Source organism: Arthrobacter sp. zg-Y820, from assembly GCF_030142155.1.
Lineage (GTDB): Bacteria > Actinomycetota > Actinomycetes > Actinomycetales > Micrococcaceae > Arthrobacter_B.
The window spans coordinates 848623-874888 of sequence record NZ_CP126247.1; the positions used below are offsets into that span (position 1 = coordinate 848623).

At 65.6% G+C, this 26266-nt stretch carries 29 protein-coding genes; 14 read left to right on the forward strand and 15 right to left on the reverse strand.

Going from position 1 to position 26266, the window contains the following annotated elements:
* Positions 1-29: 29 nt before the first annotated feature.
* Genes QNO08_RS03810 through QNO08_RS03825 form a run of 4 tightly spaced genes read left to right on the forward strand, consistent with a single transcriptional unit; the run spans position 30 to position 3718 of the window.
* Entirely contained in the window at positions 30-671 is a 642-nt protein-coding gene (locus QNO08_RS03810) for an ABC transporter permease (protein WP_229964587.1), read from the forward strand.
* Positions 664-1893 (forward strand): ABC transporter ATP-binding protein, encoded by a 1230-nt coding sequence (locus QNO08_RS03815; protein ID WP_229964588.1) that lies wholly within the window; start codon positions 664-666, stop codon positions 1891-1893. The genes QNO08_RS03810 and QNO08_RS03815 overlap by 8 nt, the downstream gene beginning before the upstream one ends.
* Entirely contained in the window at positions 1893-2720 is an 828-nt protein-coding gene (locus tag QNO08_RS03820; RefSeq protein WP_229964589.1) for an ABC transporter permease, read from the forward strand. Before QNO08_RS03815 ends, QNO08_RS03820 begins: the two co-directional genes overlap by 1 nt.
* Positions 2720-3718 (forward strand): glycine betaine ABC transporter substrate-binding protein, encoded by a 999-nt coding sequence (locus QNO08_RS03825; RefSeq protein WP_229964590.1) that lies wholly within the window; start codon positions 2720-2722, stop codon positions 3716-3718. Before QNO08_RS03820 ends, QNO08_RS03825 begins: the two co-directional genes overlap by 1 nt.
* A 6-nt stretch (positions 3719-3724) precedes the next feature.
* Here QNO08_RS03825 and QNO08_RS03830 read toward each other — a convergent pair whose 3' ends face one another.
* Entirely contained in the window at positions 3725-4663 is a 939-nt protein-coding gene (locus QNO08_RS03830) for an alpha/beta fold hydrolase (RefSeq protein ID WP_229964591.1), read from the reverse strand.
* An 89-nt stretch (positions 4664-4752) separates the two neighbouring features.
* Between QNO08_RS03830 and QNO08_RS03835 the strand changes: the two genes are divergently transcribed.
* Positions 4753-5055, forward strand: a complete 303-nt coding sequence (locus QNO08_RS03835) for an ASCH domain-containing protein (RefSeq protein ID WP_229964592.1) — start codon at positions 4753-4755, stop codon at positions 5053-5055.
* Here the strand turns inward: QNO08_RS03835 and QNO08_RS03840 are convergent.
* The 8 genes from QNO08_RS03840 to QNO08_RS03875 form a co-directional block, all read right to left on the reverse strand.
* Positions 5052-5804, reverse strand: a complete 753-nt coding sequence (locus tag QNO08_RS03840) for an AAA family ATPase (RefSeq protein WP_442860453.1) — start codon at positions 5802-5804, stop codon at positions 5052-5054. The genes QNO08_RS03835 and QNO08_RS03840 overlap by 4 nt on opposite strands.
* Before the next feature lie 29 nt (positions 5805-5833).
* Positions 5834-6652, reverse strand: coding sequence for an urease accessory protein UreD (locus tag QNO08_RS03845; RefSeq protein WP_229964593.1), 819 nt, complete (start codon positions 6650-6652; stop codon positions 5834-5836).
* Positions 6615-7355 carry an urease accessory protein UreG gene (gene ureG / locus QNO08_RS03850; protein ID WP_229965030.1) on the reverse strand — a complete coding sequence of 247 codons (741 nt, stop codon included), beginning with the start codon at positions 7353-7355 and terminating at the stop codon, positions 6615-6617. Before ureG ends, QNO08_RS03845 begins: the two co-directional genes overlap by 38 nt.
* Before the next feature lie 28 nt (positions 7356-7383).
* On the reverse strand, positions 7384-8112 hold the full coding sequence (locus tag QNO08_RS03855; protein WP_229964594.1) for an urease accessory protein UreF: 729 nt from the start codon (positions 8110-8112) through the stop codon (positions 7384-7386).
* A gap of 9 nt (positions 8113-8121) precedes the next feature.
* Entirely contained in the window at positions 8122-9828 is a 1707-nt protein-coding gene (locus QNO08_RS03860) for an urease subunit alpha (RefSeq protein ID WP_229964595.1), read from the reverse strand.
* A 1-nt stretch (position 9829) separates the two neighbouring features.
* Entirely contained in the window at positions 9830-10207 is a 378-nt protein-coding gene (locus QNO08_RS03865; protein WP_284015430.1) for an urease subunit beta, read from the reverse strand.
* Positions 10204-10506: an urease subunit gamma gene (locus tag QNO08_RS03870; RefSeq protein WP_229964596.1), complete on the reverse strand. Its 303-nt coding sequence runs from the start codon at positions 10504-10506 to the stop codon at positions 10204-10206. The genes QNO08_RS03865 and QNO08_RS03870 overlap by 4 nt, the downstream gene beginning before the upstream one ends.
* A gap of 384 nt (positions 10507-10890) precedes the next feature.
* Entirely contained in the window at positions 10891-11505 is a 615-nt protein-coding gene (locus tag QNO08_RS03875) for a hypothetical protein (RefSeq protein ID WP_331461751.1), read from the reverse strand.
* Positions 11506-11749: 244 nt separating this feature from the next.
* Between QNO08_RS03875 and QNO08_RS03880 the strand changes: the two genes are divergently transcribed.
* On the forward strand, positions 11750-12646 hold the full coding sequence (locus QNO08_RS03880) for a phosphodiesterase (protein ID WP_229964597.1): 897 nt from the start codon (positions 11750-11752) through the stop codon (positions 12644-12646).
* A gap of 42 nt (positions 12647-12688) precedes the next feature.
* Here QNO08_RS03880 and QNO08_RS03885 read toward each other — a convergent pair whose 3' ends face one another.
* Positions 12689-13126, reverse strand: coding sequence for a pyridoxamine 5'-phosphate oxidase family protein (locus tag QNO08_RS03885; protein WP_229964598.1), 438 nt, complete (start codon positions 13124-13126; stop codon positions 12689-12691).
* Positions 13127-13268: 142 nt separating this feature from the next.
* Here QNO08_RS03885 and QNO08_RS03890 point away from each other — a divergent pair, with 142 nt between their 5' ends.
* Positions 13269-14942 (forward strand): catalase, encoded by a 1674-nt coding sequence (locus QNO08_RS03890; protein ID WP_229964599.1) that lies wholly within the window; start codon positions 13269-13271, stop codon positions 14940-14942.
* A gap of 83 nt (positions 14943-15025) precedes the next feature.
* On the opposite strand, the gene QNO08_RS03895 is transcribed toward QNO08_RS03890, so the two are convergent.
* The gene (locus QNO08_RS03895; RefSeq protein WP_229964600.1) at positions 15026-16654 is read right to left on the reverse strand and encodes a stealth family protein; all 1629 of its coding nucleotides are present in this window, start codon (positions 16652-16654) and stop codon (positions 15026-15028) included.
* Between the two features lie 173 nt (positions 16655-16827).
* On the opposite strand from QNO08_RS03895, the gene QNO08_RS03900 reads away from it, so the two are divergent.
* The 4 genes from QNO08_RS03900 to QNO08_RS03915 all read left to right on the forward strand — a co-directional run bounded on the left by QNO08_RS03900 (position 16828) and on the right by QNO08_RS03915 (position 19692).
* The gene (locus QNO08_RS03900) at positions 16828-17475 is read left to right on the forward strand and encodes a hypothetical protein (RefSeq protein WP_229964601.1); all 648 of its coding nucleotides are present in this window, start codon (positions 16828-16830) and stop codon (positions 17473-17475) included.
* A gap of 127 nt (positions 17476-17602) precedes the next feature.
* Entirely contained in the window at positions 17603-18313 is a 711-nt protein-coding gene (locus tag QNO08_RS03905; RefSeq protein WP_229964602.1) for a DUF6318 family protein, read from the forward strand.
* Between the two features lie 4 nt (positions 18314-18317).
* Entirely contained in the window at positions 18318-19214 is an 897-nt protein-coding gene (locus tag QNO08_RS03910; protein ID WP_229964603.1) for a PKD domain-containing protein, read from the forward strand.
* Positions 19215-19425: 211 nt separating this feature from the next.
* Positions 19426-19692: a hypothetical protein gene (locus QNO08_RS03915; RefSeq protein ID WP_284155641.1), complete on the forward strand. Its 267-nt coding sequence runs from the start codon at positions 19426-19428 to the stop codon at positions 19690-19692.
* A gap of 13 nt (positions 19693-19705) precedes the next feature.
* Here QNO08_RS03915 and QNO08_RS03920 read toward each other — a convergent pair whose 3' ends face one another.
* Positions 19706-20506 (reverse strand): MSMEG_6728 family protein, encoded by an 801-nt coding sequence (locus QNO08_RS03920; protein ID WP_229964605.1) that lies wholly within the window; start codon positions 20504-20506, stop codon positions 19706-19708.
* A 108-nt stretch (positions 20507-20614) separates the two neighbouring features.
* On the reverse strand, positions 20615-21250 hold the full coding sequence (locus QNO08_RS03925; RefSeq protein WP_229964606.1) for a DUF1684 domain-containing protein: 636 nt from the start codon (positions 21248-21250) through the stop codon (positions 20615-20617).
* 22 nt (positions 21251-21272) lie between these two features.
* Between QNO08_RS03925 and QNO08_RS03930 the strand changes: the two genes are divergently transcribed.
* Together QNO08_RS03930 and QNO08_RS03935 are read left to right on the forward strand one after the other, a co-directional pair.
* On the forward strand, positions 21273-22025 hold the full coding sequence (locus QNO08_RS03930) for a TSUP family transporter (protein WP_229964607.1): 753 nt from the start codon (positions 21273-21275) through the stop codon (positions 22023-22025).
* A 97-nt stretch (positions 22026-22122) separates the two neighbouring features.
* The gene (locus QNO08_RS03935; RefSeq protein ID WP_442860454.1) at positions 22123-23406 is read left to right on the forward strand and encodes a cell division protein PerM; all 1284 of its coding nucleotides are present in this window, start codon (positions 22123-22125) and stop codon (positions 23404-23406) included.
* A gap of 58 nt (positions 23407-23464) precedes the next feature.
* Here the strand turns inward: QNO08_RS03935 and QNO08_RS03940 are convergent, their stop codons facing one another.
* The gene (locus QNO08_RS03940) at positions 23465-23905 is read right to left on the reverse strand and encodes a hypothetical protein (protein ID WP_229964609.1); all 441 of its coding nucleotides are present in this window, start codon (positions 23903-23905) and stop codon (positions 23465-23467) included.
* A gap of 39 nt (positions 23906-23944) precedes the next feature.
* Between QNO08_RS03940 and purN the strand changes: the two genes are divergently transcribed.
* Positions 23945-24520: a phosphoribosylglycinamide formyltransferase gene (gene purN, locus QNO08_RS03945; protein ID WP_229964610.1), complete on the forward strand. Its 576-nt coding sequence runs from the start codon at positions 23945-23947 to the stop codon at positions 24518-24520.
* 9 nt (positions 24521-24529) lie between these two features.
* Here the strand turns inward: purN and QNO08_RS03950 are convergent, their stop codons facing one another.
* Positions 24530-25882 (reverse strand): MFS transporter, encoded by a 1353-nt coding sequence (locus QNO08_RS03950; RefSeq protein ID WP_229964611.1) that lies wholly within the window; start codon positions 25880-25882, stop codon positions 24530-24532.
* Between the last annotated feature and the right edge of the window lie 384 nt (positions 25883-26266).

Below are 26266 nucleotides of genomic sequence, written 5' to 3' on the forward strand. Positions count from 1 at the left end.
CAGCTCCCCACCCGACAGATGGGTTTGGCGTGAATGAATTTGTGGCCCAGCGCTTCAACGACATCCTCTTTTCCAGTTGGCAGCACTTCAGCCTGGTGGCCCAGTGCCTGGTGGTGGCCGCCGTCCTCGCAGTGCTCGCGGCGGCTCTGACCTACCGCAGCCCGCTCCTGCGCTCAGCGGCGGACAGCATCAGCGCCGTAGGCCTGACCATTCCGTCCTTCGCCCTCATCGGGCTGCTGATCACGCCCCTGGGCTTCGGGGTGCTGCCCGCCGTCGTCGTCGTCGGGTTCTTTGCCCTGCTGCCGATCCTCCGCAACGCCATCGTGGGGCTGTCGGGGGTGCCGGCCAGCACTGTCGAGGCGGCGCGGGGTCTGGGGATGGGACGGCTGCGCATCTTTTCCCGGATCGAGCTTCCGCTGGCGTGGCCGGTGATCCTGGCCGGTATCCGCGTTTCCGGGCAGATGGTGATGGGGATCGCCGCCGTGGCCGCGTACGCGCTGGGTCCCGGACTGGGCGGCTTTATCTTCTCCGGGCTGTCCCGGCTGGGCGGCGCCAACTCCCTGGAATCAGTGGTGACCGGAGTGGTTGGCGTGGTGCTGCTGGCCCTCATCCTGGATCTCCTGCTGGTGGGTCTGGGCAGGCTTACAATCCCGCGAGGTATCCGTGTCTGAAACCACCCTTCCTGCGCCTCAGCCCGCCGGCTCGGCAGGCATCGTGCTCCAGGACGTGACCAAGCGCTTTCCCGGACAGGACCGCTCGGCGGTCAACGACCTCTCCATGGAGATAGCGGCCGGCGACATGGTCATGCTGGTGGGCCCGTCAGGCTGCGGCAAAACGACCACCCTGAAAATGATCAACCGGCTCATCGAACCGACCTCCGGGCGGATCCTGCTCGGCGGGAACGACATCGAAGCGGTCAATGCCGACGAACTGCGCCGCGGCATCGGCTACGTGATCCAGGCGGGGGGCCTCTTTCCGCACCTGACCGTGGCAGCCAACATCGCCGTCGTGCCCTCCATGCTCGGCTGGGACAAAGCCCGGACCGGACGGCGGGTTGATGAGCTGCTGGAACTGGTCTCCCTGGACCCGGAGCGATACCGGGACCGGTATCCGAAGGAACTCTCCGGCGGCCAGCAGCAGCGCGTGGGCGTGGCGCGGGCCCTCGCGGCGGACCCGCCGGTGCTGCTCATGGATGAGCCGTTCGGCGCCGTGGACCCGATCACCCGGGAGCGCCTGCAGGAGGAAATGCTCAGCCTGCACGCAAACCTGCGGAAGACCATTGTCTTCGTCACCCACGACTTCGATGAAGCCATCAAGCTCGGTGACAAGATCGCCGTGTTCGCCGAAGGCGGGCACCTGGTCCAGTACGATTCGCCGGCCCAAATCCTCGCTGCCCCGGCCAACGACTTTGTCCGGCAGTTCATCGGTTCCGACGCCGGGCTCAAACAGCTGGGCCTGGCCCGGGTCCGGGACGTGCCGGCGCTGCCGGTAGTTACCGGAACGCCGCAGGAGGGGCCGCGGGAGCTGCTTGCCCGCGCGCTGGCGGCCGGCCAGGACTACGCGGCTGTCGTCGACGGCGACGGCCGGCCCGTTTCCTGGCTTTCGGTCGCCGAACTGGAACAGCTTCCGTCACTGCCGGTCCAGCCGGCGCCGGACCTGCCGCTGGTGGGCCCGGACGACAGCCTTGCCGACGCGCTGGATGCCATCTTGGTTTCCGTTCCGGGACTCGCCCTGGTGACCGATGCGCAGGGAAGGCTCGACGGCGTGATCGATGCCCCGCTGACCCTGCAGACCGTGCGTGCCCGGCGGCCCGCAGCGGCAGCGGTGGAGCCCGGCCGATCGCCGGGACAGCCCCCGGGAGCCCCGGCAGGTTCCACGGAAGCGGGGCGGTAATGAGCAGCAGCCAGATGGCCGGGCGGGTCGCAGCCCCGGCTCCGAGCTCGGCGGCGTCGAAGGAGCGGCGGTACACCAACACCGAAGCCGGTTCCCCGGCGCGGGACGATTCCCGGCGGGGGCTGGTCTGGCAGCTGGCCGGGATCGCCGCTGCGGTGGCGGTGCTGTTGTTCTGGCTCTCGGCAACCGACCTGACGCAGACGGAACTGGCCACTCTGGCCCCGGCCACGCTCTGGGTGTACATCGCGGAGCATCTGCGGCTGACCCTGTTCTCGGCCGTGATAGTCCTCGTTGTGGCTCTTCCGCTCGGCGTCCTGCTGACCCGCAAACCGCTGCGCTTCCTGACCGGGCCGGTGCTCGCCGTGGTGAACGTCGGCCAGGCTGCACCGGCGATCGGTCTCGTGGTGCTGCTGGCCTTCTGGCTGGGCTTCGGCTTTTGGACGGCGGTGGTGGCGCTGGTCCTTTACGCGCTGCTGCCGGTGCTGCGCAACACCATGGTGGGGTTGGACAGTGTGGATCCCCGGCTGGTCGAGGCCGGGCGAGGCATGGGCATGAGCGCCTCGCGGGTGCTGTTCCGGGTGGAGCTTCCCCTCGCCGTTCCCCTGATGCTGGCCGGGATCCGCACCGCCCTGGTGCTGCTTGTTGGAACGGCGGCCCTGGCCACCTTCATCAACGGCGGCGGGCTCGGGGTCCTGATCACCACCGGTGTGAACCTGAACCTTCCCCGGGTGCTGATCAGCGGCGCGGTCATGGTGGCACTGCTGGCCCTGCTGGTGGATTGGGTCGGCCGGTTGGTGGAGCATCTGGCCCGCCCGAAGGGACTCTGATGCTGACATCGCTGCGTACCAGGGCTGCTGCCGCGCTGGCTGCCGCGCTCGCCGTCGTCGTCCTGGTCCTGGCCGGCTGCGGACTGCAGCCGGCCGGTTCCTACGTTCCGCCGGTCGCGGCAGGAAGCATTCGTCCGATTGAGGGGCTGCCCGAGGGGGCGTCAGTGACGGTGACGTCCAAGAATTTCACCGAACAGCTGATCCTGGGCAAGATGTCGGTCCTCGCGGCCAAAGCGGCTGGGTTTGAGGTCACCGACCTGAGCAATGCTCCCGGCAGCCTGCCGGCCCGTGAACTGCTGCGCAGCGGGCAGGCGGACATTATGTGGGAGTACACCGGCACCGCCTGGCTGACCTATTTGGGCAACGAGCAGGGAATTCCGGACCAGCAGGAGCAGTGGCAGGCGGTGTATGACGCCGACGCCGCAAACGGGCTGACGTGGGGAGCGCCGGCGGAGCTGAACAACACTTATGCGCTGGCCATGAGCCGTGAGCGGGCCGAGGAACTGGGGGTGAGCAGCATTTCGGAACTGGCCAGCCTGCCGGTGAATGAGCTGACGTTCTGCGTGGATGCTGAATTCAATTCCCGGCAGGACGGGTTCACCCCGATGCTGCAGCTTTACGACCTGCAGCGCGGCAGCGTCGTGCCGGAGCAGAACATCGGGATCTATGACACCGGCGCGATCTACGGGGCTGTCGACCAGGGTGAATGCACGGTGGGGGAGGTCTTCGCCACCGACGGCCGGATCGATGCCCTGGACCTGGTGGTGCTCGACGATGACCGCAACTTCTTTCCCGCCTACAACGCGGCTCCGGTGATCTACACCAAAACCCTGCAGGACTATCCGGCGCTGGAAGGTGTCCTGGAGCAGGTCGCGGCGAAACTCAACGATGAAACCATGCGCTCGCTAAACCTCAAGGTGGATGTGCAGGGGGAGGAACCGGAGCAGGTCGCCTATGACTGGATGGTCGCGGAGGGCTTGGTCAGTCCGGCGGAGTAGGGGCTGCTACGCAAAGAAGGTCTGGATCTCGGCGAGGATTTCCTCCGGCGCTTCTTCAGGGAGGTAGTGCCCGGCGTCCACGGCGCGGCCGGTGACGCCGGGAACCGCTTTTTCCCAGAGCGCCAGGGGATCGAACTGAGTTTCGACGACGCCGTGCCGTCCCCAGAGCACGCGCAGCGGAACGTCGGGCGTGGTGCCGGCGTCGCGGTCTGCCTGGTCGTGTTCTAAATCGATGGTGGCTGCGGCCCGGTAGTCCTCGCACATGGCGTGGGCGGCGCCGGGGGAGGAAAGCGCCGCGGCGTAGGCATCCAGCACGGGCGCGGGAAACGGCGCCAGGCCGGCATGGCGGGTGCCCATGATGTTCTCCACATAGGACCGCGGGTTGGCCTCAATCAGGGCCTCGGGCAGCGGTTCCGGCTGGATCAGGAAAAACCAGTGGAAGTAGGACTCGGCGAAGGCCCGGTCCGTTGCCGCGTACATGTCCAGGGTGGGCGCAATGTCCAGGAACATCGCCCGGGACACCAGTCCGGGATAGTCCGCCAGCAGCCGGTGCCCCACCCGTGCTCCGCGGTCATGGGCGCACAACGCGAAGCTGCCGAAACCCCGTTCGGCACCGAAATGCTCCATCAACAGGGCGGCATCCTTCGCCATTTCCCGCTTGCTGTAGGTGGAATGGTCCGGTTCACCAACCGGTTTGGAGGAGCCGCCGTAGCCGCGCAGGTCCGGAGCCACCACCGTAAAGTCCTTTGCCAGAGCGTCGGCGATCCGGTGCCACATCAGGTGGGTTTCCGGATGCCCGTGCAGCAGCAACAGGGCGGGTTTGGGTGCTCCGCCTGCCGCGCTGCCGGTGTCGTCGGCCACCGAGATGCGGCCGGTTACGGTGATGCCGTTCACGTCCACAGTGAAGGGCTGGTAGCGGGCAAAGCCGGTCAGGCCATCGGTCATTGTCTTTTCCTTTTCAGCGCCGTCGTGTGCAGGGCCCCACCTAACCACCTCGACTCCTCCGCCGCCAAGGGCGGGGCTAGGCTTCCAGCATGGAATCCAACCTGCCCCGGGCCGAGTTCGCCTTCCCCGGCCCGCTCCGCGATGCCCTGGTCGCTGCCATCCTGGACGGTACGAAGACCAGCACCACCAGTCTGGCCTGCCAGTACGGCGGCGACGGCGGCGAACCGCTGCCACGCCCCGGCGACCGCTCCGTCCTGATCGACAGCAACGAAGACCCGCTGGCGATCCTGGAAGTGACGGAGGTCCGGCTGGTTCCGCTGGGTTCGGTGGATGTGCCGCATGCGCGGGACGAGGGTGAAGGCCACGAGCGCTTCCGCGTTGTCAGTACCTAGAAGTGGCGCAGGAAACGCTCGGGCCCGCTGAGGAAATTCCGCCAGTTGGCCACCAGTTCGAGCTCCTCCCACGCTGCCGGCCGCAGCCCCCACGGACCAACTTCCAGCAGCGTGGCACCGGGCAGCGCGGCGAGAATCGGCGAGTGGGTGGAGAGCAGCACCTGGGATTCGGGGTCGTCCAGGATTTCCTTCAGCGTGGCCAGCAGCGAGAGGCTGCCCGCAAAGGACAGCGCCGACTCCGGTTCGTCCAGGACCCACAACCCGGATCCCCGGAACCGGTCGCCTACCAGCTCCAGGAAGGACTCCCCGTGGGAGAGCGAGTGGAAATCGATGTCGGGGGAGCCGGTACTCGGGTTTTTTTCCAGATAGGTATAAAACCCGTGCATGGTCTCGGCCCGCAGGAAAAACCCCCGGCGGGAGCCGCCCGGGGTGCGGATCAGGTGCAGATGCTCAGCAAGGTCGGATTCCGTGGCCCTGGTGCTGTGCTGGGCACCCGTCGATCCGCCTTCGGGAGAGAGCCCGAAGGCCAGTGCCACGGATTCCACCAGAGTGGACTTGCCGGATCCGTTTTCGCCGACCAGGACCGTGGCGCGGCCCAGATCCAGTCCCTGGTCCAGCAGTTGCGCCACTGCGGGCACAGTGGCCGGCCAGCGGGTTCGCGCCAGCGGCAGGTGCTGGCTCTCCTGCACGCGCCGGATTGGATACGCGTGCGGAAGTGGAGTTTGGCTGCGGCCCATGGCGTCGATCATGCCACGACAGTCCAGTGGTCAGAAACCACTCAGAAACCGGTCAGCTCATCCCGCCACGCTGAGAATACGGCGCCCGCTTCGCCGTCGGCGGTGTGCGCCTGGTCGCTCAGGCTGCGGGCGACGGCGCCGGGCGCCGCCAGCTCGAACCGGCGCGCCCGGTGTGGTTCGGTCCCGGAGTCCGGCGGCAGCACCGCAGGGCGCCACCCCACCGCCGTCGTACTGGCCACGATCTTGGAGCTGCCCAGGATTCCGACGGCGCGGTCCCGCGGTCCGGTCAGGTCCAGATCCTCGTACAGGCAGTCGCCGTCCGGTCCGGTGGCACGCGTGATGCTGCGCAGCCGGCCGCCGGGCTCGCCGCTGCGGCCCAGCACCAGCGTCTCCCGGAGAAGCGCGCGGGCACCGGAAGCCAGCCGAAGCCGGGTCTCCCGGTGGACATTGGATCCGCCGGCGGAGACGAAGGATGCACCGTCCCAGATCAGTGCTGCGTTCTCACCCACCTCCGCGTGCAGCGACCAGCGGGAGGGCACCAGGTCGGCGTCGTAGGCCACCAGGCCTGCCGGTTCCACCACTTCCAGCGTGACGCCGGAGCCCACCGAAACCTCGATCCGTACGTCGTCGCCGCCCAGCAGCATCATGTGGATGCCGATCAGGGCCACGCGCAGGTGCAGCGGATTCCCGGTGCCGTGAACCGGACGCGGGGCCAGATAAAGCCCCTGGTCCAGCACCGAAAACCGTGCCCTGCCGCCGGACAGCTCAGTGGTTATGCGGGTGGACCTGGGCGCCGTCGGACGGGCTGCCTCCACGCGGAGCTCAGTGGCGGTGCTGGACAGCGTCCGGCTCCTCATCATGCGTGTGGATGTAGCCGCCGTCATCGTCGGCGTGGAAATGCGGCGCCATCGGCCCGGGATCCTGCGGAGTATGGGTGCCGGCGCGGTGCAGGGCCACCATGGAACGCACCCAGGCGCTGAGCTTGTCGATCGTGTCCTGCTGCTTCCGGGAGAGGGCCAGCACCGGCCCGCCCTCGCGTGCTTCGGTGGCATCGGCCACCATCAGCTCCACATCGACGTCCACATACGGGGCCAGGTCGATCTTGTTGATCACCAGCAGATCGGCGCGGGCGATGCCGGGGCCGCCCTTGCGGGCAACGTCGCCGCCGCCGGCCACGTCCAGCACAAAGATCTGGGCGTCCACCAGGGCGGGGGAGAAGGTGGCGGTGAGGTTGTCGCCGCCGCTTTCCACCAGCACCAGATCCAGCGGAGCAAAGTCTGCTTCCAGATCTTCCACGGCGAGCAGATTGGTGGTGACGTCGTCGCGGATGGCCGTGTGCGGGCAGGCTCCGGTTTCCACCGCGCGGATGCGTTCGGCGGGCAGGACGCCGGCCGAGCGGAGGAACTTCGCGTCCTCGTCGGTGTAGATGTCATTGGTGATTACGCCGATGGACAGCTCCTCGGACATGGCGCGGCAGATGGTGGCGATCAGCGAGCTCTTGCCGGTGCCCACCGGCCCGGCGACGCCCAGCCGCAGCGAACGGGTCGGATCGTCGGCGGACATGGCGCTTTCACTCTTCGGTGCAGTGTTTTCAGGCAACGAACAGCCTCCTTGTTCTTTCGGTGTGGTCTTCGGCCCAGTGCTCCATCCAGGGAGCGCTGAGGGCGGGGATGTCGTCAACGGTCTGCGTCTGCAGGGCTTCGGCGACGACGGCGTTGATCTGCGGTTCGGCCTTCAGGATCCAGGCGGTGGCGGACATCGGGTCGATGGGCAGCAGCTTCAGGGCGGCGGCAACCACTGACTGCGCATCGTCATAGCAGCAGAGCCGGGCCAGCTGCCGTTCGCCCACTCCCAGCGCCTGGGCCGCAACGCCCAGCGCCACCGGTCGGGTGGGACGCGGAGCTTCCCGTTTCAGGACGACGACGGCGGGGTCCCCGGGTTTGAGCGTCGCCGCCAGCCGCAGCATTCCCCGGCCCAGACGGCGGGAAGCTTCCCGCTGCGCGGCGGAGGGAGTCCGGGCGTCGAGCGCGGACTCCAGGGCGGCGAAACCGGGGCCCTGGGCACTGAGCTCCCGGGCATGCCGGTGCGCCAGCACGGCCGCCGAGGTCTCCATCCGGACCACGGTCTGCAGCCGGGACACCAGATAGGGATAAACGCCGTCCACCTGCAGCCCGGCCATTACCGCCGGCTCCAATCCGGCCGAATGCGAGTAGGCGCCCGAAGGCAACCGTGAATCGGCAAGGAGGAAGGCGGCGATTGCTGATTCCCCGGCACCGCTGGCACCCCCGGCACCCCCGCCGTCGTCGTCCGCGTTCGTCATGTCGGCGGCCTAGAACAGCGTGTAGCGCTGGGTCAGAGGCAGCTCGGCGGCGGGAGCGGGTTCGATGACCTGCCCGTCGATGCTGACCAGGAACGTCTCCGGATTCACCTGGATGTCCGGCAGCGCGGTGTTGTTCGGCAGGGATGCCTTGGTCACGTCGCGGGTGGAACGGATGGCGGTCAGTGTCCGGACCAGCCCGAGCTTGTCGGCCAGCCCGTCATCCAGTGCGGCCTGGGCGACGAAGGAGGTGGACAGATGCGGCGCCGAGGACGCCCGTCCGGCCAGGGCCTCGCGCATCCAGACCGGCTGCGGGGTCGGCAGCGACGCGTTGGGATCGCCCATCTGCCCCGCGACAATCGCGCCGCCCTTGATCACCAGGGACGGCCGGATGCCGAAGAACGCCGGATTCCACAGGACCAGGTCCGCCATCTTGCCGGCCTCGATCGATCCGACCTCGGAATCGATGCCGTGGGCAACGGCCGGGCAGATGGTGTATTTGGCAATGTAGCGGCGAACCCGTTCGTTGTCCGCGGGCAGCGCCGATTCCGAGGCGCCCATGTAGTTCTTCATCACGTGTGCCACCTGCCAGGTGCGCGTGATGGTTTCGCCGATCCTGCCCATCGCCTGGGCATCGGAGGAGGTGATGGACATGGCGCCCAGGTCCTGCAGCACGTCTTCGGCCATCATGGTGTTGGCCCGGATCCGTGACTCGGCGAACGCCAGGTCCTCGGGGATGCGCGGGTTCAAGTGATGGCAGACCATCAGCATGTCCAGGTGTTCGGCGACGGTATTGACGGTGAACGGCAGGGTGGGATTGGTCGATGCCGGCAGCACGTTGGCGGCCGAGGCCACGGTGATGATGTCCGGGGCGTGTCCGCCGCCGGCGCCTTCGGCGTGGAAGACGTGGATGCCGCGGCCCCTGATCGCCTCCAGGGTGTGCTGCACGTAGCCGGCTTCGTTGAGGGAGTCGGCATGCAGCGCCACCTGGACGCCCCATCGGTCCGCGGCGGTCAGCGCCGCGTCGATTGCCGCCGGGGTGGAGCCCCAGTCCTCGTGCACCTTGTACCCGGCGGCTCCGGCCAGGGCCTGTTCCTCCAGGGCAGCCTGGCTGACCGTGTTGCCCTTGCCATAGAGCAGGAAGTTCATCGGCAGCGTGTCCAGGGCGCGGTGCATCACCTGCAGGTTCCAGGCGCCCGGAGTGACCGTGGTGGCCTTGGACCCTTCGGCGGGTCCGGTGCCGCCGCCGCCCACCGTGGTGATGCCGGAGGCCAGGGCCTCACGCAGTGCATCGGTGCCCAGCAGATGGACGTGGGTATCAATTCCGCCGGCGGTGAGGATCCGTCCTTCACCGGCAATGACTTCGGTTCCGGGGCCGATCACCAGCTCCGGAGAAATGTTGTCCATGATGTCCGGATTGCCGGACTTGCCGATTCCGGCGATGCGCCCGTTCTTCACGCCGACGTCGGCGCGGACGATGCCCCAGTGGTCCACGATCAGCACGTTGGTGATGATCAGGTCAGGAGCACCTTCAGCGGAAGTCCGTGTGGACTGGGCCATCGATTCGCGGATGTTCTTACCGCCGCCGAAAACCGATTCGTCGCCGCCGAAGGTGTAGTCCTTTTCCGGGCTGATCCACAGGTCAGTGTCGCCGAGCCGGACGGAGTCTCCGACGGTGGGGCCGTACAGGTGCGCGTAGTCGCGTCGGTTGATCTGCATGTCAGCGGACCGTTCCGGACTCGGAGCCGGGGCCGGGCTCCGCGCCGGAGCCACGGGTGCCGTCGCCGTCGTCGTCGTGCCGGATCTGCAGGCCAGGCACGACGCCCGCACCCGCCAGCCGGACCAGCGACACTTCCCGGGACGCCCCGGGTTCGAACCGCACAGCCGTGCCGGCCGGCACATTCAGCCGGAACCCGCGGGCAGCCGGCCGGTCGAAGGCCAGGGCGGTGTTCACATCGGCGAAGTGGAAGTGTGAGCCGATCTGGACCGGCCGGTCGCCGGTGTTCGTGACGACCAGCGCTCGGGATTCCCGGCCCGCATTCAGCTCGAGGCTGCCGGCGGCGGTGCGGACCTCACCGGGGATCAGGGGGGCGCTCATGAGATGGGCTCCGTGATCGTTACCAGCTTGCGGCCGTCGGGAAACGTCGCTTCGATCTGGAGGTCCGGGATCATCTCCGGGACGCCTTCCATGACGTCATCCCGGGTGAGGACCCGGCGGCCCTCACTCATCAGGTCGGCGACTCCGCCGCCCTCGCGCGCCCGTTCCATGACCCAGCAGGAAATCAGGGCCACGGCTTCCGGATAATTGAGCTTGAGTCCGCGCGAACGCCGGTCGCGCGCGACCATGCCGGCCACGCTGAGCAGCAGCTTTTCCGTATCCGATGGCGTGAGAAACATGGGGAGATTGTGGCACTGCTATGTTTCCGGTGTGTTGCGTGTTACCTGCGGGCAGCAGCTCCGCTAGTTTCTGGGCGGGGTCGTCAGGCCATCCCGCCGGAATCTATCGTGCAGATAACGGGCTCTGCCGGATTCCTTTGCCACTTCAACCAAGCCCGCCAGCTCACTGAGAGTGCAGCTATGGCGGGTTTGAGCGCGGCCCCGGCACCGAGTGTGCAGCTGTGGCGGGTTCCGTCCGATTCAAGTCGTCAGACGTGGACTCTCGGCGGCAGGTGCTGCCCGTATCCCACCAGACGTGTACTCTCGGCGCGGCCCGGGCGCCCAGAGTGCAGATACGGCGGGTTTGAGCGCGCCCAAGGCCCTTCGGCGGTTGCCGTACGTGGACTACTTGGACTTCCGGCCGGCTCTGCGGTCCTTGGACTTCCGGGATTCCTTGGCCTTCTTCGCTGCCTTCACAGTGACGGCGGCGGCACCGGCCTTGGCCGGAGCGGGCAACGTGGCCTTTTTCGCTGCCTTCACGGCCGCGGCAGCGGCACCCGCCTTGACCGGCGTCGGCACCTTGACCTCTTTGATCTTGGTGACTTCCTTGATCTTGGTCCTGTTTTTGCGGTCCAGGATCAGGGACGCAGCAATGCCGGCCATCCAGACGTCCTTGGCCAGCGGCGTGCCCTGAGCGGTGGGCCGGACACCATCAGCTTCGGTCAGGCCCGGAGTCTTTGCATACATGGTGAGCATTCCGCCGGAGAACGCGCCAAGCACCAGTCCGGCGAGGCGGCTCGGAATGAACGGCATCAGCAGGGTCAGTCCCACCGTGATCTCGGCTGCGCTGAGCAGCTTGCCGAAGCGGGCAGAATCAAGGTCCAGGACCTGGGGAAAGGCGTTGGAAGCCATCTGCTGCAGGCCGGCGGCGCTTTCCTCGTCCAGATTGCGCTTGCCCAGGCCGGAATTCAGGATGTAGGCGCCGGAGGCCAGGCGCAGCGGAATGTGGCTGATTCTCATGGGGGATCCTTCCGGTGAAGTCGCTGACAACCATGAGCCTACGGCCGGGACGGGCAGCGCGCCAGAGCAAGTAATCCAACCGGAGGCCGGGTGCGGCGGGCCGGTCGGCGGCTCCCGGACCGGGGGATACCTGAACTACGTGAGCGGACAACACGCCGCCGGTGGTTAACCCTCGACTCGAAACTCTGCTTTTATGGAGGAGAACGAAAGCAGTAGCAGCTGTCGTCGACACTGGAAGGTCCTCATGGATTCCCTCCCGGCCGAACATCCCCGGCCGCGTCACTTTATTCTTCATCTCAGCGACACGCACCTGGTCGGCGGCACGAACCCGCTCTACGGCGCAGTTGACAGCCAGGCCAAGCTGGCCGAGCTGTTCGCCAGACTGGAAGTTTCAGGACAAAAGCCCGAAGCCATCGTCTTCACCGGCGACCTGGCGGACAAGGGCGAACCGCAGGCGTACAGCAAACTCCGCGACATCGTGGCCCCGGTTGCCGCACGGATGGGCGCCCGGCTGATCTGGGCCATGGGCAACCACGACAACCGCGAAAACCTCAAGAGCGCGCTGCTGGGCGAAGTCCCGGACATGGCACCGGTGGACCGCGTGTATCTGGTCAACGGACTCCGGATTATCACGCTGGACACCACGGTGCCCGGGTACCACCACGGTGAGCTCAGCGGAGCCCAGCTGAACTGGCTCCGGAACGTTTTAAAGACGCCGGCACCGGAGGGCACCATCCTGGCCATGCACCACCCGCCGGTCCCCAGCGTTCAGGACCTGACCGTCCTGGTGGAGCTGCGCCATCAGCGGGATCTCGCCGCCGTCCTGGAAGGAACGGATGTCCGGTCCATCATTGCGGGCCACCTGCACTACTCGACGTTTGCCACATTTGCCGGCATCCCCGTGTCCGTGGCGTCAGCGACCTGTTACACCCAGGATCTGACCACCCCGGGAACCCGCGGCCAGGACGCCGGGCAGGCGTACAACATGGTGCACGTCTATGAGGACTCAGTGGTGCATTCGGTCGTGCCGTTGGAGGAGAACAAAACGGTCGGCGAGCGGGTGGACGAGGCGGAAACCCGCCGCCGCCTGGATGCGGCCGGCGTCCGCATCCTCGACGCGCAGCAGCTGGCCTCCGCCTGAGGCGTTACCTCCGCCTGAGGCGTTAACCCTTAGCCTGGGGCGTCAGCCCTCCTCTGCATGGCGCTCAGGCTCCGGGCCCAGATTGAAGAAGCGCCCGGTGACGCTTTCCGGGCGAATCTCCACGTAGCGGTACTTCAGCGTCCGCACCCACGGCTGCAGCGGCAGTGCATCGGCTGCGTCGATCTCGCTTTGATTCTCAAGCTGGCGCGTAGTGCCCTTGACGACAACTGACCAGGCCTGGTCACTGTGAATCCCGTCGGCCTCGAAGGCCACGTGGTCGTTCACGGTCAACTCTGCCAGCTTGGTGCCCGGGCTGGTACGGAAGAGGAGAACGCCGTCGTGCGCGTAATAGTTGAGCGGATAAATGCTCGGCCGGTTGTTTACGCTGACCGCCAAACGGCCATGGAAGGTCTTCTCCAGGTATTTCCAGCTCTGCTCGGGGGTTAAATCCACAACGGGCGGGAGATCTTCAGTAGTCATGGCCCCAGTGTGCCAAGCGGCGGCGGTTGCCGCCACTGCGGGCGGCGGCGAGGCGCAGTTGACGTGTGAAGCAGACCGCACTAAGAGTTGAAGTGGAACACCTCACCCTGATCAGTTCGAACACCGACACGGAGAGAACGTAATGACTGACGCAGAAAACCCGATCCCCGCCGGCGGCGAGCAGCAGAAGCCCGTCCGACAGCACCTGACCACCCGTCAGGGCCACCCGGTTTACGACAACCAGAACAGCCGCACCGTGGGCCCTCGCGGCCCGGCCACTCTGGAGAATTATCCCTTCCTCGAGAAAATCAGCCACTTCGACCGCGAACGCATCCCCGAGCGCGTGGTGCACGCCCGCGGTTTCGTGGCCTACGGCGAGTTCGAAGCGTCAGGGAAATGGGGAGATGAGCCGATCTCCCGCTACACCCGGGCCCGGCTGCTCTCCGAACCGGGCAAGAAGACCGATGTCGCCATCCGGTTCTCGACGGTCATTGGCGGCCGCGATTCTTCCGAGACCTCCCGCGACCCCCGTGGTTTCGCGGTGAAGTTCTACACCGAGGACGGGAACTGGGACCTGGTCGGCAACAACCTCGGCGTCTTCTTCATCCGCGACGCAATCAAGTTCCCGGACGTCATCCATTCCCTGAAGCCGGACCCCATCACCTTCCGGCAGGAACCGGCACGGATCTTCGACTTCATGTCCCAGACCCCCGAATCCATGCACATGCTGGTGAACCTGTTCAGCCCGCGCGGCATTCCGTCGGACTACCGGCACATGCAGGGTTTTGGCGTGAACACCTACAAATGGGTGAACGAGCAGGGCGACACCAAGCTGGTTAAATACCACTGGCTGCCGCAGCAGGGCGTGAAATCCCTGACCGAGGAGGACGCCGCCAACATCCAGGCCAACGACCTGGGGCATGCCTCCAAGGACCTGTATGAGGCCATCGAAAGCGGCAACTACCCCAAGTGGGACCTCTACGTGCAGATGATGGATGACCACGATCATCCGGAGCTGGACTGGGATCCGCTCGATGACACCAAGACCTGGCCGGAGCAGGACTTCGAGCCCAAGTTCGTGGGCACCATGACGCTGAACCGGAACATCACCGACCATCACAACGAGGCTGAGCAGATTTCCTTCGGCACCGGTGTGCTGGTGGACGGGCTGGACTTCTCCGACGACAAGATGCTGGTGGGGCGCACCTTCAGCTATTCGGATACCCAGCGTTACCGGGTCGGGCCGAACTACCTGCAACTGCCGGTGAACTCACCCAAGCACGCACCGGCGGCCACCAACCAGCGCGGCGGCCAGATGTCGTACTTCACCGACCTCGCGCCGGGGCAGAATCCGCATGTGAATTACGAACCCTCAATCACCGGCGGCATCCCGGAAGCGCTCAAGCCGGCCCATGAGGAGCAGGGGCCGGACCTTACCGGCAAGCTGACCCGTGCCCGTCTGCCGCGCACCAACGACTACATCCAGGCCGGCCAGCGCTTCCAGCTGATGGAACAGTGGGAGAAGGACGATCTGGTCGCCAACTTCACCGCCAACATCAGCGAGGCGATCCGTCCGGTCCAGGAGCGGATGCTGTGGCACTTCTACATGTGCGACGACGAACTCGGCGCGCGTGTCGGCGACGGCCTGGGCATCGGATTGGATGAGGTGAAGGACCTGGGGCCGCTGGCCACCCAGACCCTGTCCGAGGCTGAAAAGGCCTGGATGAAGAACCTGGGGCACAACGGGCCGCGCAACGTTGAGGGCCTGACCATGACGCACTGCGTTCCCAACGAGCACGTGGTGGTCAGCCGCTAGCGGCGCCTGCACCAAGAACGCGTCAGACAACGACGACGGCGGGGCCCCGCACGCAAGGGGGCTCCGCCGTCGTCGTGCGTGCGCTAGTTTTCCCAGGGCGCCTTGATCGGGAAGAACTTCTCCAGGAAGTCCGTGACGCGCTCGGCGCGTTCCTGGGCCGGGACTTCCGGGAAGCTGCCGTCGTTGAGGCAGAACAGGTCCATGTTCCGCTTGGCCAGGAGCTTGTCCATCTGCTTCAGGCCGGCATAGGACGTGGTGTCCACGTACTTCACCTTCGCGGTTTCCTGGGTCACCGCACGCGCGGTGAGCAGCGCGTAGTAGTGGTACAGCGAGTTGGTCACCGATATGTTGTCCTTGGCGCGGAATCTGCTCCCCGCCGTGGCGGCGAACTCATCCGGAAACGCGTTTTCCATTTCCAGGAGCACGCTCTTTCGCAGCGGAGCGGCCGTGTGTTCCAGATGCCGGGTGGTGATCCGGCCAAAGCGCTCCCACAGCAGGCGCCGGTTGACGCGCGCTGCGTTTTCGAAGCCGCTGCGCTCGGAATCGTTCGCGCCCAAACCGATCCGGGTGCTGGCTTCGATGAACTTGGTGATGCCGCCGGGGGAGAAGAACAGATCCGGTCCCACCGGCCGGCCGAAGAACATGTCGTCGTTGGAGTACAGGAAATGCTCCGCCAGGCCCGGGATGTGCTGCAGCTGGGCCTCGACCGCCTGCGAGTTGTGCGTGGGCAGCACCGAGGGATCCTTGAAATGCTCCTCCGCGCGCACAAAGGTCACCGACGGATGGTCGGCCAGCCACTCGGGACGGTCCGAGTCCGTGGCGATGAAAATCCGGCGGATCCACGGTGCGAACATGTACACCGAGCGCAGGGCGTACTTGAGCTCGTTGACGTGGCGGAACCGGGCCTCGTGGTCGTCGCCTTCACCAACGACGGCGTCCTTCATCCGGGCCGCGCGCGCAGCCTGGTACTCGGCGGAGCTGCCGTCTACCCAGGAGAAGACGAGATCCACGTCGAAGTCGATGTCGGTGGCATGGTCGGCGAACATGTTCTCGATGGTCGGCCAGGTCAGTCCGTGCTTTTCCACGGTGCCGCGGACCACTTCACTGGCCGGCAGGGTGCGGCGGGTCAGCGAATTCTCCACCGGCAGCGTGATCGCCGGGCCGGTGAGGTCCCAAAGCTCCAGCTGCACGCCGGCGGAGGGACCGAAGGTGAGGTTGGTGCCGCTGACGGCGCGGGGGCGGAAGACTCGGATGATCCGGGACTTGTCCGCCGGCCAGAGTTCGCCGTCGGCGATGAGCAGGGTACGGGTCTTTTTGGTGTCGACGCTGCGCGCGTAGAAGGGTTCCTCGCGGCAGGCCTCGACCATGGCGCGGCGCAGTTCTTCGCGGTGTGCGAGGTCAATGGCGATGACCGGGCGCTGGTCGTTGCCGCGCACCAGAAGGTAGGTGATGCCGGCGTTGTCCAGGATTTTCCGGACAAACAGCAGGTCTTGGACCATGGCCTGGTGCGGGGTCAGGCCGGTGTCCATCAGCGTCAGGCGGCCCTTGACCTTGACGACGTCGGGCCGGTGCTCTACCCGCTCGATGACTGCCAGAGAGGCGGTCTGGAGATTTTCGCTTTCATGCACGGGCTCGGGGGTACCGAAATACACATCGTGTTCTGCGGCTATATCTGTAATCGGAACCTCCAATAAGTTCGTGTGTGCGGGCATGGCGGGCCGCGGCTGAAGAGTGCGGCTCGTGCGGCTCTGCACATAGTGTGGTGCTGGTCTCCGGGGTGCGGCCCGGATGTGCCGAGCATTCCCCGGAAAACCCGGATGCTCTGGGCGCGGGTGCCGCTGCTGAGTAGCATTGGGTGCTAGCGCGGACATCTCCGGGAGCTGATGTGAGATACCGTAACACCACGCTGGCTGCGGCGACGCTGCTTGTGCTCAGTATGTCATCCTGTGCCGTTCCGTCGGGTACGGGTGAGACCTCCGGCACCCCGGCAGCCTGGGTGTCCTATACGACGCCGGACGGATCCCTGGTCTTTGAGCACCGGGCGGACTGGACGGTGCAGGAGAAGCCGCCGCTCGCCAACGATCCCGCCGGTGGCATTTCGGTCCAGGTGAACGACGCCGAGGGAGACATGGTGGCCCGGCTCGACACCGGGATCATCACCGACCTGGTCTGCGCCGATCCCGATGAGCAGGCGGCTTACACGGAGTACGACACCGAGCCCATGCCGGAACTGGACTCGGAGCAGGGCACCGAGCAGCGGTTCGTTTACCGTTCCGTGGCGCCGTCCTCTCCGGAACGGGGCGAGGCAGTCGCCACCTATGCGGTGATCAGTGAAATCGGTGACCGCGGCCAGTGCGGTCTGTTTGATTTCTTCACCTTTACGGAGTCCAGCGGCGGGCGCTTCGCCGGTTCTTATCCTTCGGACGCGGTGGGCGCGGGGCAGTCCTATCTCGAGGGTGCTGCCGCGTACGAAACCAGTGACGAGTTCCGGGACGTGAAGCGGATGCTGGTATCACTGCGGGATACGCGCTAGTTCCCTTTAGCGCCGCGGGTTTCCGGGTTTCTCTGGCGTCCTGTGGATAACTCCGTATGCTGTGCCGCAGCCTCGTACTATTGGCGTCACTCACAGTCCCGCACGATTTTGCCCTGGGGGTTCTTGAATGTTCCGCACTGGTTTTCGCTCTGATAACTTTTCTGCTGCCCGGCTAGGCGCCCTTGGGCTCGCTGCGGTGTTGGTGCTGGGTGGGTGTTCGGGTTCCGGCGATGATCCCGGTGCCGAGGCCGCTGAAGGCTCGAATAGTGCTGCGCCGAGTGGGAGTGCCAGTGCTGGCGGTGATGTTACCGAGTCTGCCTCCGCGTCTCCGACCCCGACGCCCACGCCGACCCCTACTGCTGCCTACAAGCCGGCGACTGCTGAGGGACCTGCCGAGAACGTCCCCCTGCCCGTAATGCCCGAGCTGGCGAAGCAGGAATCGAAGGAGGGTCTCGAGGCCTTCGCCGAGTACTGGTATGCGCTGGCCAACTATGGGTACGAAACCGGCGACCCTGAACCTGTTCGTGCTGTTAGTGCTGAAACGTGCATCACCTGTAGGAGTTACTACCGCGTTATTCAAAAGGGTTACGTAGACGACGATTGGATGGTTGGTGGGAAACTCCATGTTCAAGATGTGAGCTCTAATTTTGTGGCCACCGTCGACGGTTATTTTCAAGCGACAACCCTGATCCTCCAAGACGAGATGCAATTCTTTGGTCCAGAGGGAGTTCAAGGGACGGAAACCGAAAGCAGTACCCCAGGAGTTCAACTCATGGAAGCCCAATATGTTTCAGGGTCCGGGTGGTATGTAATCATCCTGGAAACGCTAGAAATGTGATGCGATGGTACTCAAGGTAAAAGCCCCCTTAGTCTTCTGTATTATTATGCTAGCGCTCGTTAGTTCCTCGTTCACTCCGGCTTACGGTGAGACAGACGGTGAAGGGAAGCTGCTGCCAGGGGGAGTCGAAGGTATCGTGCGTGAGCGGGACCCAGCGACGGGGAACATTGTCCCGGTCAACGTGGGGACACCGGAAAGTTTGTTTGGCTTTTACTATCGCCCGGTCTGCTTTGATGATGAAACCGGTGATATCGACTGCTTGGCAGGCCAACCCGTGGAATGTGATGCTGCGCCGGATGGTAAGTATGTGTGGTGGTACAGCGGTTTGAAGGCAACCCCTCGAGAGACCTGGCCCAGGTACGGTGACACCCCCACCTGTATCTACACCTCGGATCCTGACGAAGTTGCCGCTGAGCTGGTCGGATTGGTCCTCACAGAATTCCAGACGGCGCCGATCGATCCCGGTCAGTTCACACTGCAACCGAGCCCTTTCTCCTTAGTCAACATGCCCACTAACCTGTATGCCGACGCACGGGAGCAGACATTCGACATGTCGCTGCTGGGGCAGAGCATACGGATCCAGGTCCGCCCCACGGAGTATGAGTGGAATTACGGGGATGGAACCATATATGGGCCGTCGTCCCGTCCAGGAGGCCCGCTTCCGGATGACCTTGTCGGGGACGCGACGCAAACAAGCCACATTTATGAGGAACCCGGTGAGTATTTCGTATCCGTTGCAATTTACTTTTCCGGCAGATACTCGATCAACGGCGGTCCGATGATACCCATTGACGGCCGAGCCCTGGCATTCCCACCGACGCAGACTATTAGCGTCTGGGAATCTGAATCCCGAAGTGTGGCCGACGATTGCCTCGCCAATCCTGCTGGTTTTGGCTGTTAGGCGGGTTGTTCCGGGATAGGCGCGTTCCCAGACGTAAAGCAGACGCTGGTGTCGCTGCGGGATACGCGCTAGTTCCCTTTACTGCCGTGGGTCTCCGGTTTTGTCTGGTGTCCTGAGGATAACTCCGTATGCTTTGCCGCAGAACGCAGAACGCAGAACGCAGAACGCAGAACGCAGAACGCAGAACGCAGAACGCAGAACGCAGAGCGAATTGAGCTATGATTCCGGGGCACCCCTGCCTGACCTGCAAATCGGTGAACCGACCGCGACAAGCCACGCTTACACATCGACCGGTAATTTTCAGATTCATGCCACCGTGTACTTCACCGCGGAGTATTCCCTGAACGGCGGCCCGATGATTCCGATTGACGGGCGCGGCATCTTCGATACGCCGCCCGAAACCGTCAGCGTCTGGAAATCCGAATCCCGCAACGTTGCCGATGACTGCCTCGTGAACCCTGCCGGTTTCGGCTGCTAGCCACTCGCAGGCGCTAGCTGGTCAGGAAACCTGGCCGCGGCACCCGGAAAAGCGTCCGAGGATCCTGCAACAGCGCGGGATGCTCAAACTCGGATCTCAGGATTTCGCCAGTGACCGTGACGGGGCGCGTCGCGGTGTCGTTCGTCAGCCGCACCGGACCCACGGTGCCGGTGCGCAGCACGGCGCGGTCGGCTCCCAGCAGGACGACGTCGTCGCCCTCGTCCATGTCCTCCAGGAACCGCACCAGCTGCCGGCCCTTCTTGCCGACGATGGGAGTGCCTTTTGCCGACAGCATGGGCAACACAATCCTTGGATTATCGGCAGAACCTCCGGCCGCAGGCCGGGCAACCCAGAGGGCGTCGCCGCCGGGCTCGGCGGGAAGCGCGGGATGCTCCGGCTCCGGCCAGACATAGGGTAGCCCGGCACGGGTGTCCGGAAAGAGCGGCCCGTACACGTCGGGCGACTTAAGTATGAGGTTGGAGCGGTGGCTCTCGTGGAACGCGGCGTCACCGAACCACGGCGGCAGCACGACGTCGGCGCCGTCGGACTCGGGCGCGAACTCCAGAAGCTGCTCGTAGACGGTGTCGGCGTGACCGCGGGCGATCCATTCCTTGGTCATGGCCAGCCCGTAGGCGGTCAGCGCCGGCACATACCCCATCCACATCTTCATCGCGGGATGGCTCTGCCAACCGTAATCGGGGATGACCAGGGCGCGCAGCACCTGCAACGTCTCTACCCGCTGTTTGCCCAGCCGGGCCTGGTCCAGAACGCCGGCACTGCGGCTGAAACTGTCATAGGGGAGAAACGTTTGCACCGGACCAGTGTGTCATTCCCCGGCCCGACGGCGAAGGAAGCTCCGCAGCATCGGCGGGGAGCGCGGGGGAGCCGGAAGGGGTCACGGGTCCAGCTCAGGCACGCCCGGCTAGTATTCCGCGTACAGTTCGCCAACCCGCAGCGGAACATCCGTCCGGTTGTCGGGACCCGGAAGCGGGCAGGCCCAGGCCTCGTCATAAGCGCACGACGGGTTGTACAAAAAGTTGAAATCCAGGAGCAAACTCCCGGGAGCGGCGCCGGCACCGAGGTCTGCCCCCTTGATCGTGTCCAGCAAATACCGCCCGCCGCCGTAGCTGCCGCCGTCCGTGCCGGAAAGCCCGTCGCGCAGCGGCAGGAAAATCCCGCCGCCGTACGAGGCCAGCCGCCACACGGCGAGCCGGCCCACGCCGTCGGCCTCCACGGTGCCCAGCCGGACAAAGGGCACGACGCCGTCAGTCCCGGTGGGCACGTCCATCACCTGGCCCGCGCCGTCGTCGTCGATCACCGCATCGCAGCGCAAATCCGGATCGTAGGCGCCGATCTCCAGGCCGCGGAAGCGCGCCCGGGCCGCCGGCTTTAGCGGCGACGCCGGATGCTCGGCGAAGAGCCGGTCCCGTTCCGCGCGCCACAGTCCGTGCGCGTACGACGGCGACACCTCCTGCGCAGTGAGTCGCACCTGGGCGTACAGGCCGAACACGCGCTGCCGCCAATCCGCTGTCTGAAGGACCGAAACGGGGGAAACCATGCGCTCAGCGTAGTGTGTTCGAGTGACTACCGGACTCCTCATCGTCGTACTCGTGGCTGTTTTCATCGGAGCCATCGCACAGCGGATTGCCGGATTGGGGTTCGCCCTGCTCATCTCGCCGTTCCTGGTGATCATCCTGGGTTCGCACGGGGGAGTGCTGATGGTGAATGTCTGCGGGCTGGTCTCCTCGGCGCTGATCATGCTGCGGGTTTGGAAGGACATTGACTGGAGCATGTACCGGTGGCTGGCGATCCCGGCGGTGTGCGGAAGCATTCCCGCGTCCGTGGCTGCGGTGTACCTGCCGTCCGCACCCATGGCAGTGGTGGTGGGCGCCGTTGTGCTGGTTGCGCTGACCGTGTCGCTGCTGATGCAGCGGACCTCGGTGACAATCACCGGCAACGGGCCCAAGGCGGTGGCGGGTTTTCTCTCCGGAGTCACCAACGCCGTGGCCGGCGTCGGCGGCCCGTCGGTGAGCGCCTATGCCCTCATGGCCCGCTGGCCGCAGCGCCCGTTCGCCGCCACCCTGCAGCCCTTTTTCGTCACCATCGCCATCGTGACCCTCACCACCAAGCTGTCCCTGGATCCCGGCCAGATGCCTCCGTTCGGAGCCTGGGCCTGGGCCCTGATCGCGCTGATGATCGTCGGCGGCATCTACGCCGGCGAGAAGCTGCAGCGCTTCATCCGCGACGACCAGGCGCGGGCCGCCGTCGTGATCTTTGCGTTCTTCGGTGCCGCGGCTGCCCTGGTTAAAGGCATCATCGACCTCGCGGGCTAAGTCCCGTTCGCCTGCCTGCCCGCGAGCGTGGCCGCTTGGCACCCGACACGGCTCGTCCTGAACCACCCGCCGGGCGGTGAATGGGACGATAGTGGAGATGAAACTTTTTACCCGCCCGAAATCCCCGGGCGTCCTACCTATGCCCTTGTGGCTGCAGGGAGTGGTCGAACTCGGCCAAGCCGCAGTCCTCTCCGCCCTGCTGATATTCCTGCCGCTGATCGGTGTGTGGTTTGCCGACGGCTTTAACGACCGCGACTTCGCGTCGCTCGCCCAGCTGGGCGGGCAAGGTTGGCTCCTGATTCACGGAGTGTCCTTGAACCTCACCTTCCCTGCCGGGACAGTGGGCACAGACGAAACCACCGGCGTGCTGTCCCTGTTTCCGCTGGGACTGGCGCTCATTCCGTTCTTCCTGTCCTGGCGGGCCGGCCGACGGCTGGCCAGGGCGTCCTACACCGACCAGCTGTGGCAGGCACTGCTGGGCGCGCTGCTAACGTACGCGGTGCTCGGCGGAACCGCCGCCCACTTTTCCACCAACGACGACGTCTCCGTCTCGGTGACGGCCGGAGCCCTGGTGCCGCTGATCGCTGCCGGACTGGGCCTGGTCGTCGGTGCACGCCGGGAGGCCGGATCCTGGGTGCGGCTGATCGGCATGGACCTGACCGACTGGATCTCCCGCACCAGCCAGCACTCGCGCTGGGCCGGATCGTACCTGTGGTCAGTGGTCCGCGCCGGGGTTGTCGGCATCACTGCTGCCCTGGGCTTTTCCGCCCTGCTGCTCACCGCAGCGCTCGTCATGAGCTGGGCTGACGTTGTTTCGGTCTACCAACATCTGGACGCCGGCATCATCGGCGGCGCGGTGCTGACCGTCGTCGAGCTGGGGCTCATGCCCAACTTCGTCGGCTGGGCCCTGGGCTGGACTTCGGGCGCCGGCTTCGCGATCGGAACCGGCAGCATCATTAGTCCGATGGAAACAACCGTAGGCCCGCTGCCGGCGGTGCCGGTCCTGGCCGCCCTGCCGGCAGGCGGGATGGAATATGCGGTTGCCGCGCTGATCCTGCCGGTGCTCGCGGGCGTCCTGGCGGGATGGTGGTTCCTGCGCGAAGGCGAAAACCACTTCGACGAATGGCTGTCCCTGAAGATCAGGGCGCGCTGGTTCACCGCCCCGGTCTCCACGCTCCTGCTGGGCGTCTTCGTGGGTCTGGTGGCCGGCATCCTCGCCGCCGCTGCAGTTCTCATATCGGGCGGTTCCGCAGGCATCGGCCGCTTCGTCGAGGTGGGCGCAGATCCGCTGTGGACGGGGCTCTGGATTGCCGCGGAGGTTGGCATCGGCGTCGTCGTGGGTTACGCCGTCGGGCCCTGGCTCGAACACGAAGAGCGCTGAGCGAAACGCCGGACGGGTGGGCGCTGAGCGAACGGACGCCCGCCCGGCGGTGCGCCGTCTAGCGCGGCGGCAGGAGTCCGTTGGTGAACTCCGACTGGCACTTGTCCTGGGCCTGCATCGTGAGCGCCTTGCCCATGCACGTCTCCAGCTTTTGCGTGTTGTCCCAGGTGGCAACCGCCAATCCGAGGCCGAGAGTCATCACCAGCGACGCCGCCAGCCCAAGGGCGGTGACAAACATCTGGGCCGGGCCAATGCCGTAGCGCACGACCTTAATAAAGGTAAGAATTCCGACCACGATGGCGGCGACACCCAAGACCAGCGGCACGAGCTTCCATGGCAGGGCCAGACCGGATGTGAGCAGCAGCGCCACAACGAGGGCCACAAAAATCCGCAGGTAACCGCGGGTGCTCTGCTTCTGCTCGTCGGTGGCCGGCGTCTTTTGCGTAGCCGGCTGCAACGGCGAAGGAGTCTGATCAGGGGTACGGCCGTCGTTGTTCATGGTTTAACCCTAGGTGACGCCTGAGCCTAAGGTTGACGCATGCGCATTGTTGTTCTCGTGTCCGGCACCGGTTCCAACCTTCAGGCTGTCCTGGACGCTGTGGCAAGGGGAGAGCTCGACGTCGAAATCGCCGCCGTGGGCGCGGACCGTCCCGGCACCTACGGCGTGCAGCGGGCGGCGGACGCGGGGTTCGAAACCTTTGTGGTGAACTTCCGCGACTATGACCGGCGCTCGGACTGGAACCTGGCACTCACGGAAAAGGTCGCGTCGTACCACCCGGATATCGTGCTGTCGTCCGGTTTCATGCGCATCGTTGACGAGCACTTCATTAACACGTTTGAAGGCCGCTACCTCAATACCCATCCGGCGCTGCTGCCCTCCTTCCCCGGCGCGCACGGCGTCCGCGACGCTCTGGCCTACGGCGTGAAGGTCACGGGCTGCACGGTGCATATAGCTGATGCCGGAGTGGATACCGGCCCCATCCTCGCCCAGGCAGCCGTGGAGGTCCTGGACACCGACACCGAAGAGACCCTGCACGAGCGGATCAAAATCCAGGAACGCCGGCTGCTCCTTGAAACTCTCAGCCGGCTCAGCGCGCAGGGCCCGCCGGCTTAGTCCGCCGACTTAGTCCAGGGCCGCGCCCTTCGTCTCGGGGGCAAACCGCAGCATCCAGGTCACGGCCAGGACCACCAGGATCCCGGCCAGCCCGAAGGACAGCGGCAGGCCCAGGTACGGCCACATCACGGAGACAAAGATGAGCGGACCCAGTCCTGCGCCGATCCGTGAGATTGTCGACGCCCAGCCGAACCCGCTGCCGCGCAGTTCCGTGGGATACAGCTCAGACACATAGGCGTAGAGCACCGGGATGGCAACCTGCACCACGAATCCGTAGGCGAGGAGCCACGCAGTTGCCGCGGCTGGAACATCAAGAACCAGGGCCACGATGATCAGGAAGACGGCCGACAGCGGACCGGTCACGGCCAGGATCCACTTGCGTCCCACCCGTTCCACGAGCAGGGCGGCAACCACCACTCCCAGGAGCCCGACGGCGGCCATGCCCGAGGTGGTCAGGAAAGCCGCGTATTCCTTGAATCCCGCATCAACGAGGATCTTCGGCATCCAGGTGAGGGCCAGGTAGTACACCAGCAGGATGGTGAAGAAGAGGGACCAGGCGGACACGGTGATTTTCCAGCTGTACCGCCACAGGTCCGTCAGCTGTGTGGCGACGCCTCCAAAGGAGAACTTGGGTGGCGCCTCGGGTGCCGGAAGCCGCCACTGCGTCACGGGGGAGCCGGTGCGCTTGATGAGGTCGTTGATAACCACTTCGGCTTCCGCGGTTCGCCCCTTGCGGACCAGAAAGAGCGGGGACTCGGGGACCGAGCGTCGGACCCAGAACACCAGCAGTGCCGGGAGCACCATGATCAGCATGGTGAACCTCCAGTCCGCGAAGGTCGCCATGATCAGGGCCGACGTCGCACCGCAGAGCGCGGCGCCCACCGGCCACCAGCCATCCATGGCGGTGAGCACCCGGCCGCGCTGCTTGCGGGGCGTGAACTCACCGACCAGTGCGTAATCCACCGGCACGCAGCCGCCCAGGCCGAAGCCCGCCATGAACCTGAAGATGCAGAACCAGACGATGTCGGGGGAGAAGGCACCCAGCACGGTGAAGAGCGAAAAGATGAGCAGCGTGGCGGTGAATGCCTTCTTGCGGCCGATGGCGTCCGCAATGGACCCCCAGACGAACGCTCCTATTGCCATGCCGAGCAGGTTCGCCGTGCCGATCCACGCCGCCTGCGCCGGTTCCAGATCCCAGTGTTTGGACAGCAGCGGGATCAGGACCCCGTTAAGGGTGACGTCCCAGGCATCAAACATGAAACCCAAGCCGCCAATAATGAAGATGCGTCCCTGAACCTTCCACTTCCAAGGCAGGTCCTGAACCACCTGGTCACCGGTGGGCAGGGTTTGGGTTGTTGTCATGGCTGGGGCGGCCTTCCAAGAGGCGGAGGAGTTGGGTGCGGCCAGCCCTCGCGGCAGGTCCGAAGAAACTGTACAACGCAAATCGGACGATTCCGGCAAGACGTGCAACGGTCATGCAAATCGCGTGTCTCAAGGGCGAATATGTCGAGCCGCTCGCGGGGAATGTACCGGTGGAGATCTGTGGGGCCAGGCATCGCGAAGGTCCTCCCTGATGAAGGTCCTGGGTGCGTGGCGGGGTGGGGTGGTGACGACTGGTGACGACGACGACGGCGGCGGCGGTGAGGCGTCGGGCGGGCGGTGACGGCGGTGAGGCGTCGGGCGGGCGACGGCGCAGCTGGTGACTGCCGGCCTCACCAGCTCCAAAAATGGTATTTACGGGTACAA

Coding starts and splice junctions, on each gene's coding strand:
- QNO08_RS03820 (WP_229964589.1), top strand. CDS start 1,893: ATGAGCAGCAGCCAGATGGCCGGGCGGGTCGCAGCCCCGGCTCCGAGC.
- QNO08_RS03825 (WP_229964590.1), top strand. CDS start 2,720: ATGCTGACATCGCTGCGTACCAGGGCTGCTGCCGCGCTGGCTGCCGCG.
- QNO08_RS03830 (WP_229964591.1), bottom strand. CDS start 4,663: ATGACCGATGGCCTGACCGGCTTTGCCCGCTACCAGCCCTTCACTGTG.
- QNO08_RS03835 (WP_229964592.1), top strand. CDS start 4,753: ATGGAATCCAACCTGCCCCGGGCCGAGTTCGCCTTCCCCGGCCCGCTC.
- QNO08_RS03840 (WP_442860453.1), bottom strand. CDS start 5,804: ATGATCGACGCCATGGGCCGCAGCCAAACTCCACTTCCGCACGCGTAT.
- QNO08_RS03845 (WP_229964593.1), bottom strand. CDS start 6,652: ATGATGAGGAGCCGGACGCTGTCCAGCACCGCCACTGAGCTCCGCGTG.
- ureG (WP_229965030.1), bottom strand. CDS start 7,355: ATGTCCGCCGACGATCCGACCCGTTCGCTGCGGCTGGGCGTCGCCGGG.
- QNO08_RS03855 (WP_229964594.1), bottom strand. CDS start 8,112: ATGACGAACGCGGACGACGACGGCGGGGGTGCCGGGGGTGCCAGCGGT.
- QNO08_RS03860 (WP_229964595.1), bottom strand. CDS start 9,828: ATGCAGATCAACCGACGCGACTACGCGCACCTGTACGGCCCCACCGTC.
- QNO08_RS03865 (WP_284015430.1), bottom strand. CDS start 10,207: ATGAGCGCCCCCCTGATCCCCGGTGAGGTCCGCACCGCCGCCGGCAGC.
- QNO08_RS03870 (WP_229964596.1), bottom strand. CDS start 10,506: ATGTTTCTCACGCCATCGGATACGGAAAAGCTGCTGCTCAGCGTGGCC.
- QNO08_RS03875 (WP_331461751.1), bottom strand. CDS start 11,505: ATGAGAATCAGCCACATTCCGCTGCGCCTGGCCTCCGGCGCCTACATC.
- QNO08_RS03880 (WP_229964597.1), top strand. CDS start 11,750: ATGGATTCCCTCCCGGCCGAACATCCCCGGCCGCGTCACTTTATTCTT.
- QNO08_RS03885 (WP_229964598.1), bottom strand. CDS start 13,126: ATGACTACTGAAGATCTCCCGCCCGTTGTGGATTTAACCCCCGAGCAG.
- QNO08_RS03890 (WP_229964599.1), top strand. CDS start 13,269: ATGACTGACGCAGAAAACCCGATCCCCGCCGGCGGCGAGCAGCAGAAG.
- QNO08_RS03895 (WP_229964600.1), bottom strand. CDS start 16,654: ATGCCCGCACACACGAACTTATTGGAGGTTCCGATTACAGATATAGCC.
- QNO08_RS03905 (WP_229964602.1), top strand. CDS start 17,603: ATGTTCCGCACTGGTTTTCGCTCTGATAACTTTTCTGCTGCCCGGCTA.
- QNO08_RS03910 (WP_229964603.1), top strand. CDS start 18,318: ATGGTACTCAAGGTAAAAGCCCCCTTAGTCTTCTGTATTATTATGCTA.
- QNO08_RS03925 (WP_229964606.1), bottom strand. CDS start 21,250: ATGGTTTCCCCCGTTTCGGTCCTTCAGACAGCGGATTGGCGGCAGCGC.
- QNO08_RS03935 (WP_442860454.1), top strand. CDS start 22,123: ATGAAACTTTTTACCCGCCCGAAATCCCCGGGCGTCCTACCTATGCCC.
- QNO08_RS03940 (WP_229964609.1), bottom strand. CDS start 23,905: ATGAACAACGACGGCCGTACCCCTGATCAGACTCCTTCGCCGTTGCAG.
- purN (WP_229964610.1), top strand. CDS start 23,945: ATGCGCATTGTTGTTCTCGTGTCCGGCACCGGTTCCAACCTTCAGGCT.
- QNO08_RS03950 (WP_229964611.1), bottom strand. CDS start 25,882: ATGACAACAACCCAAACCCTGCCCACCGGTGACCAGGTGGTTCAGGAC.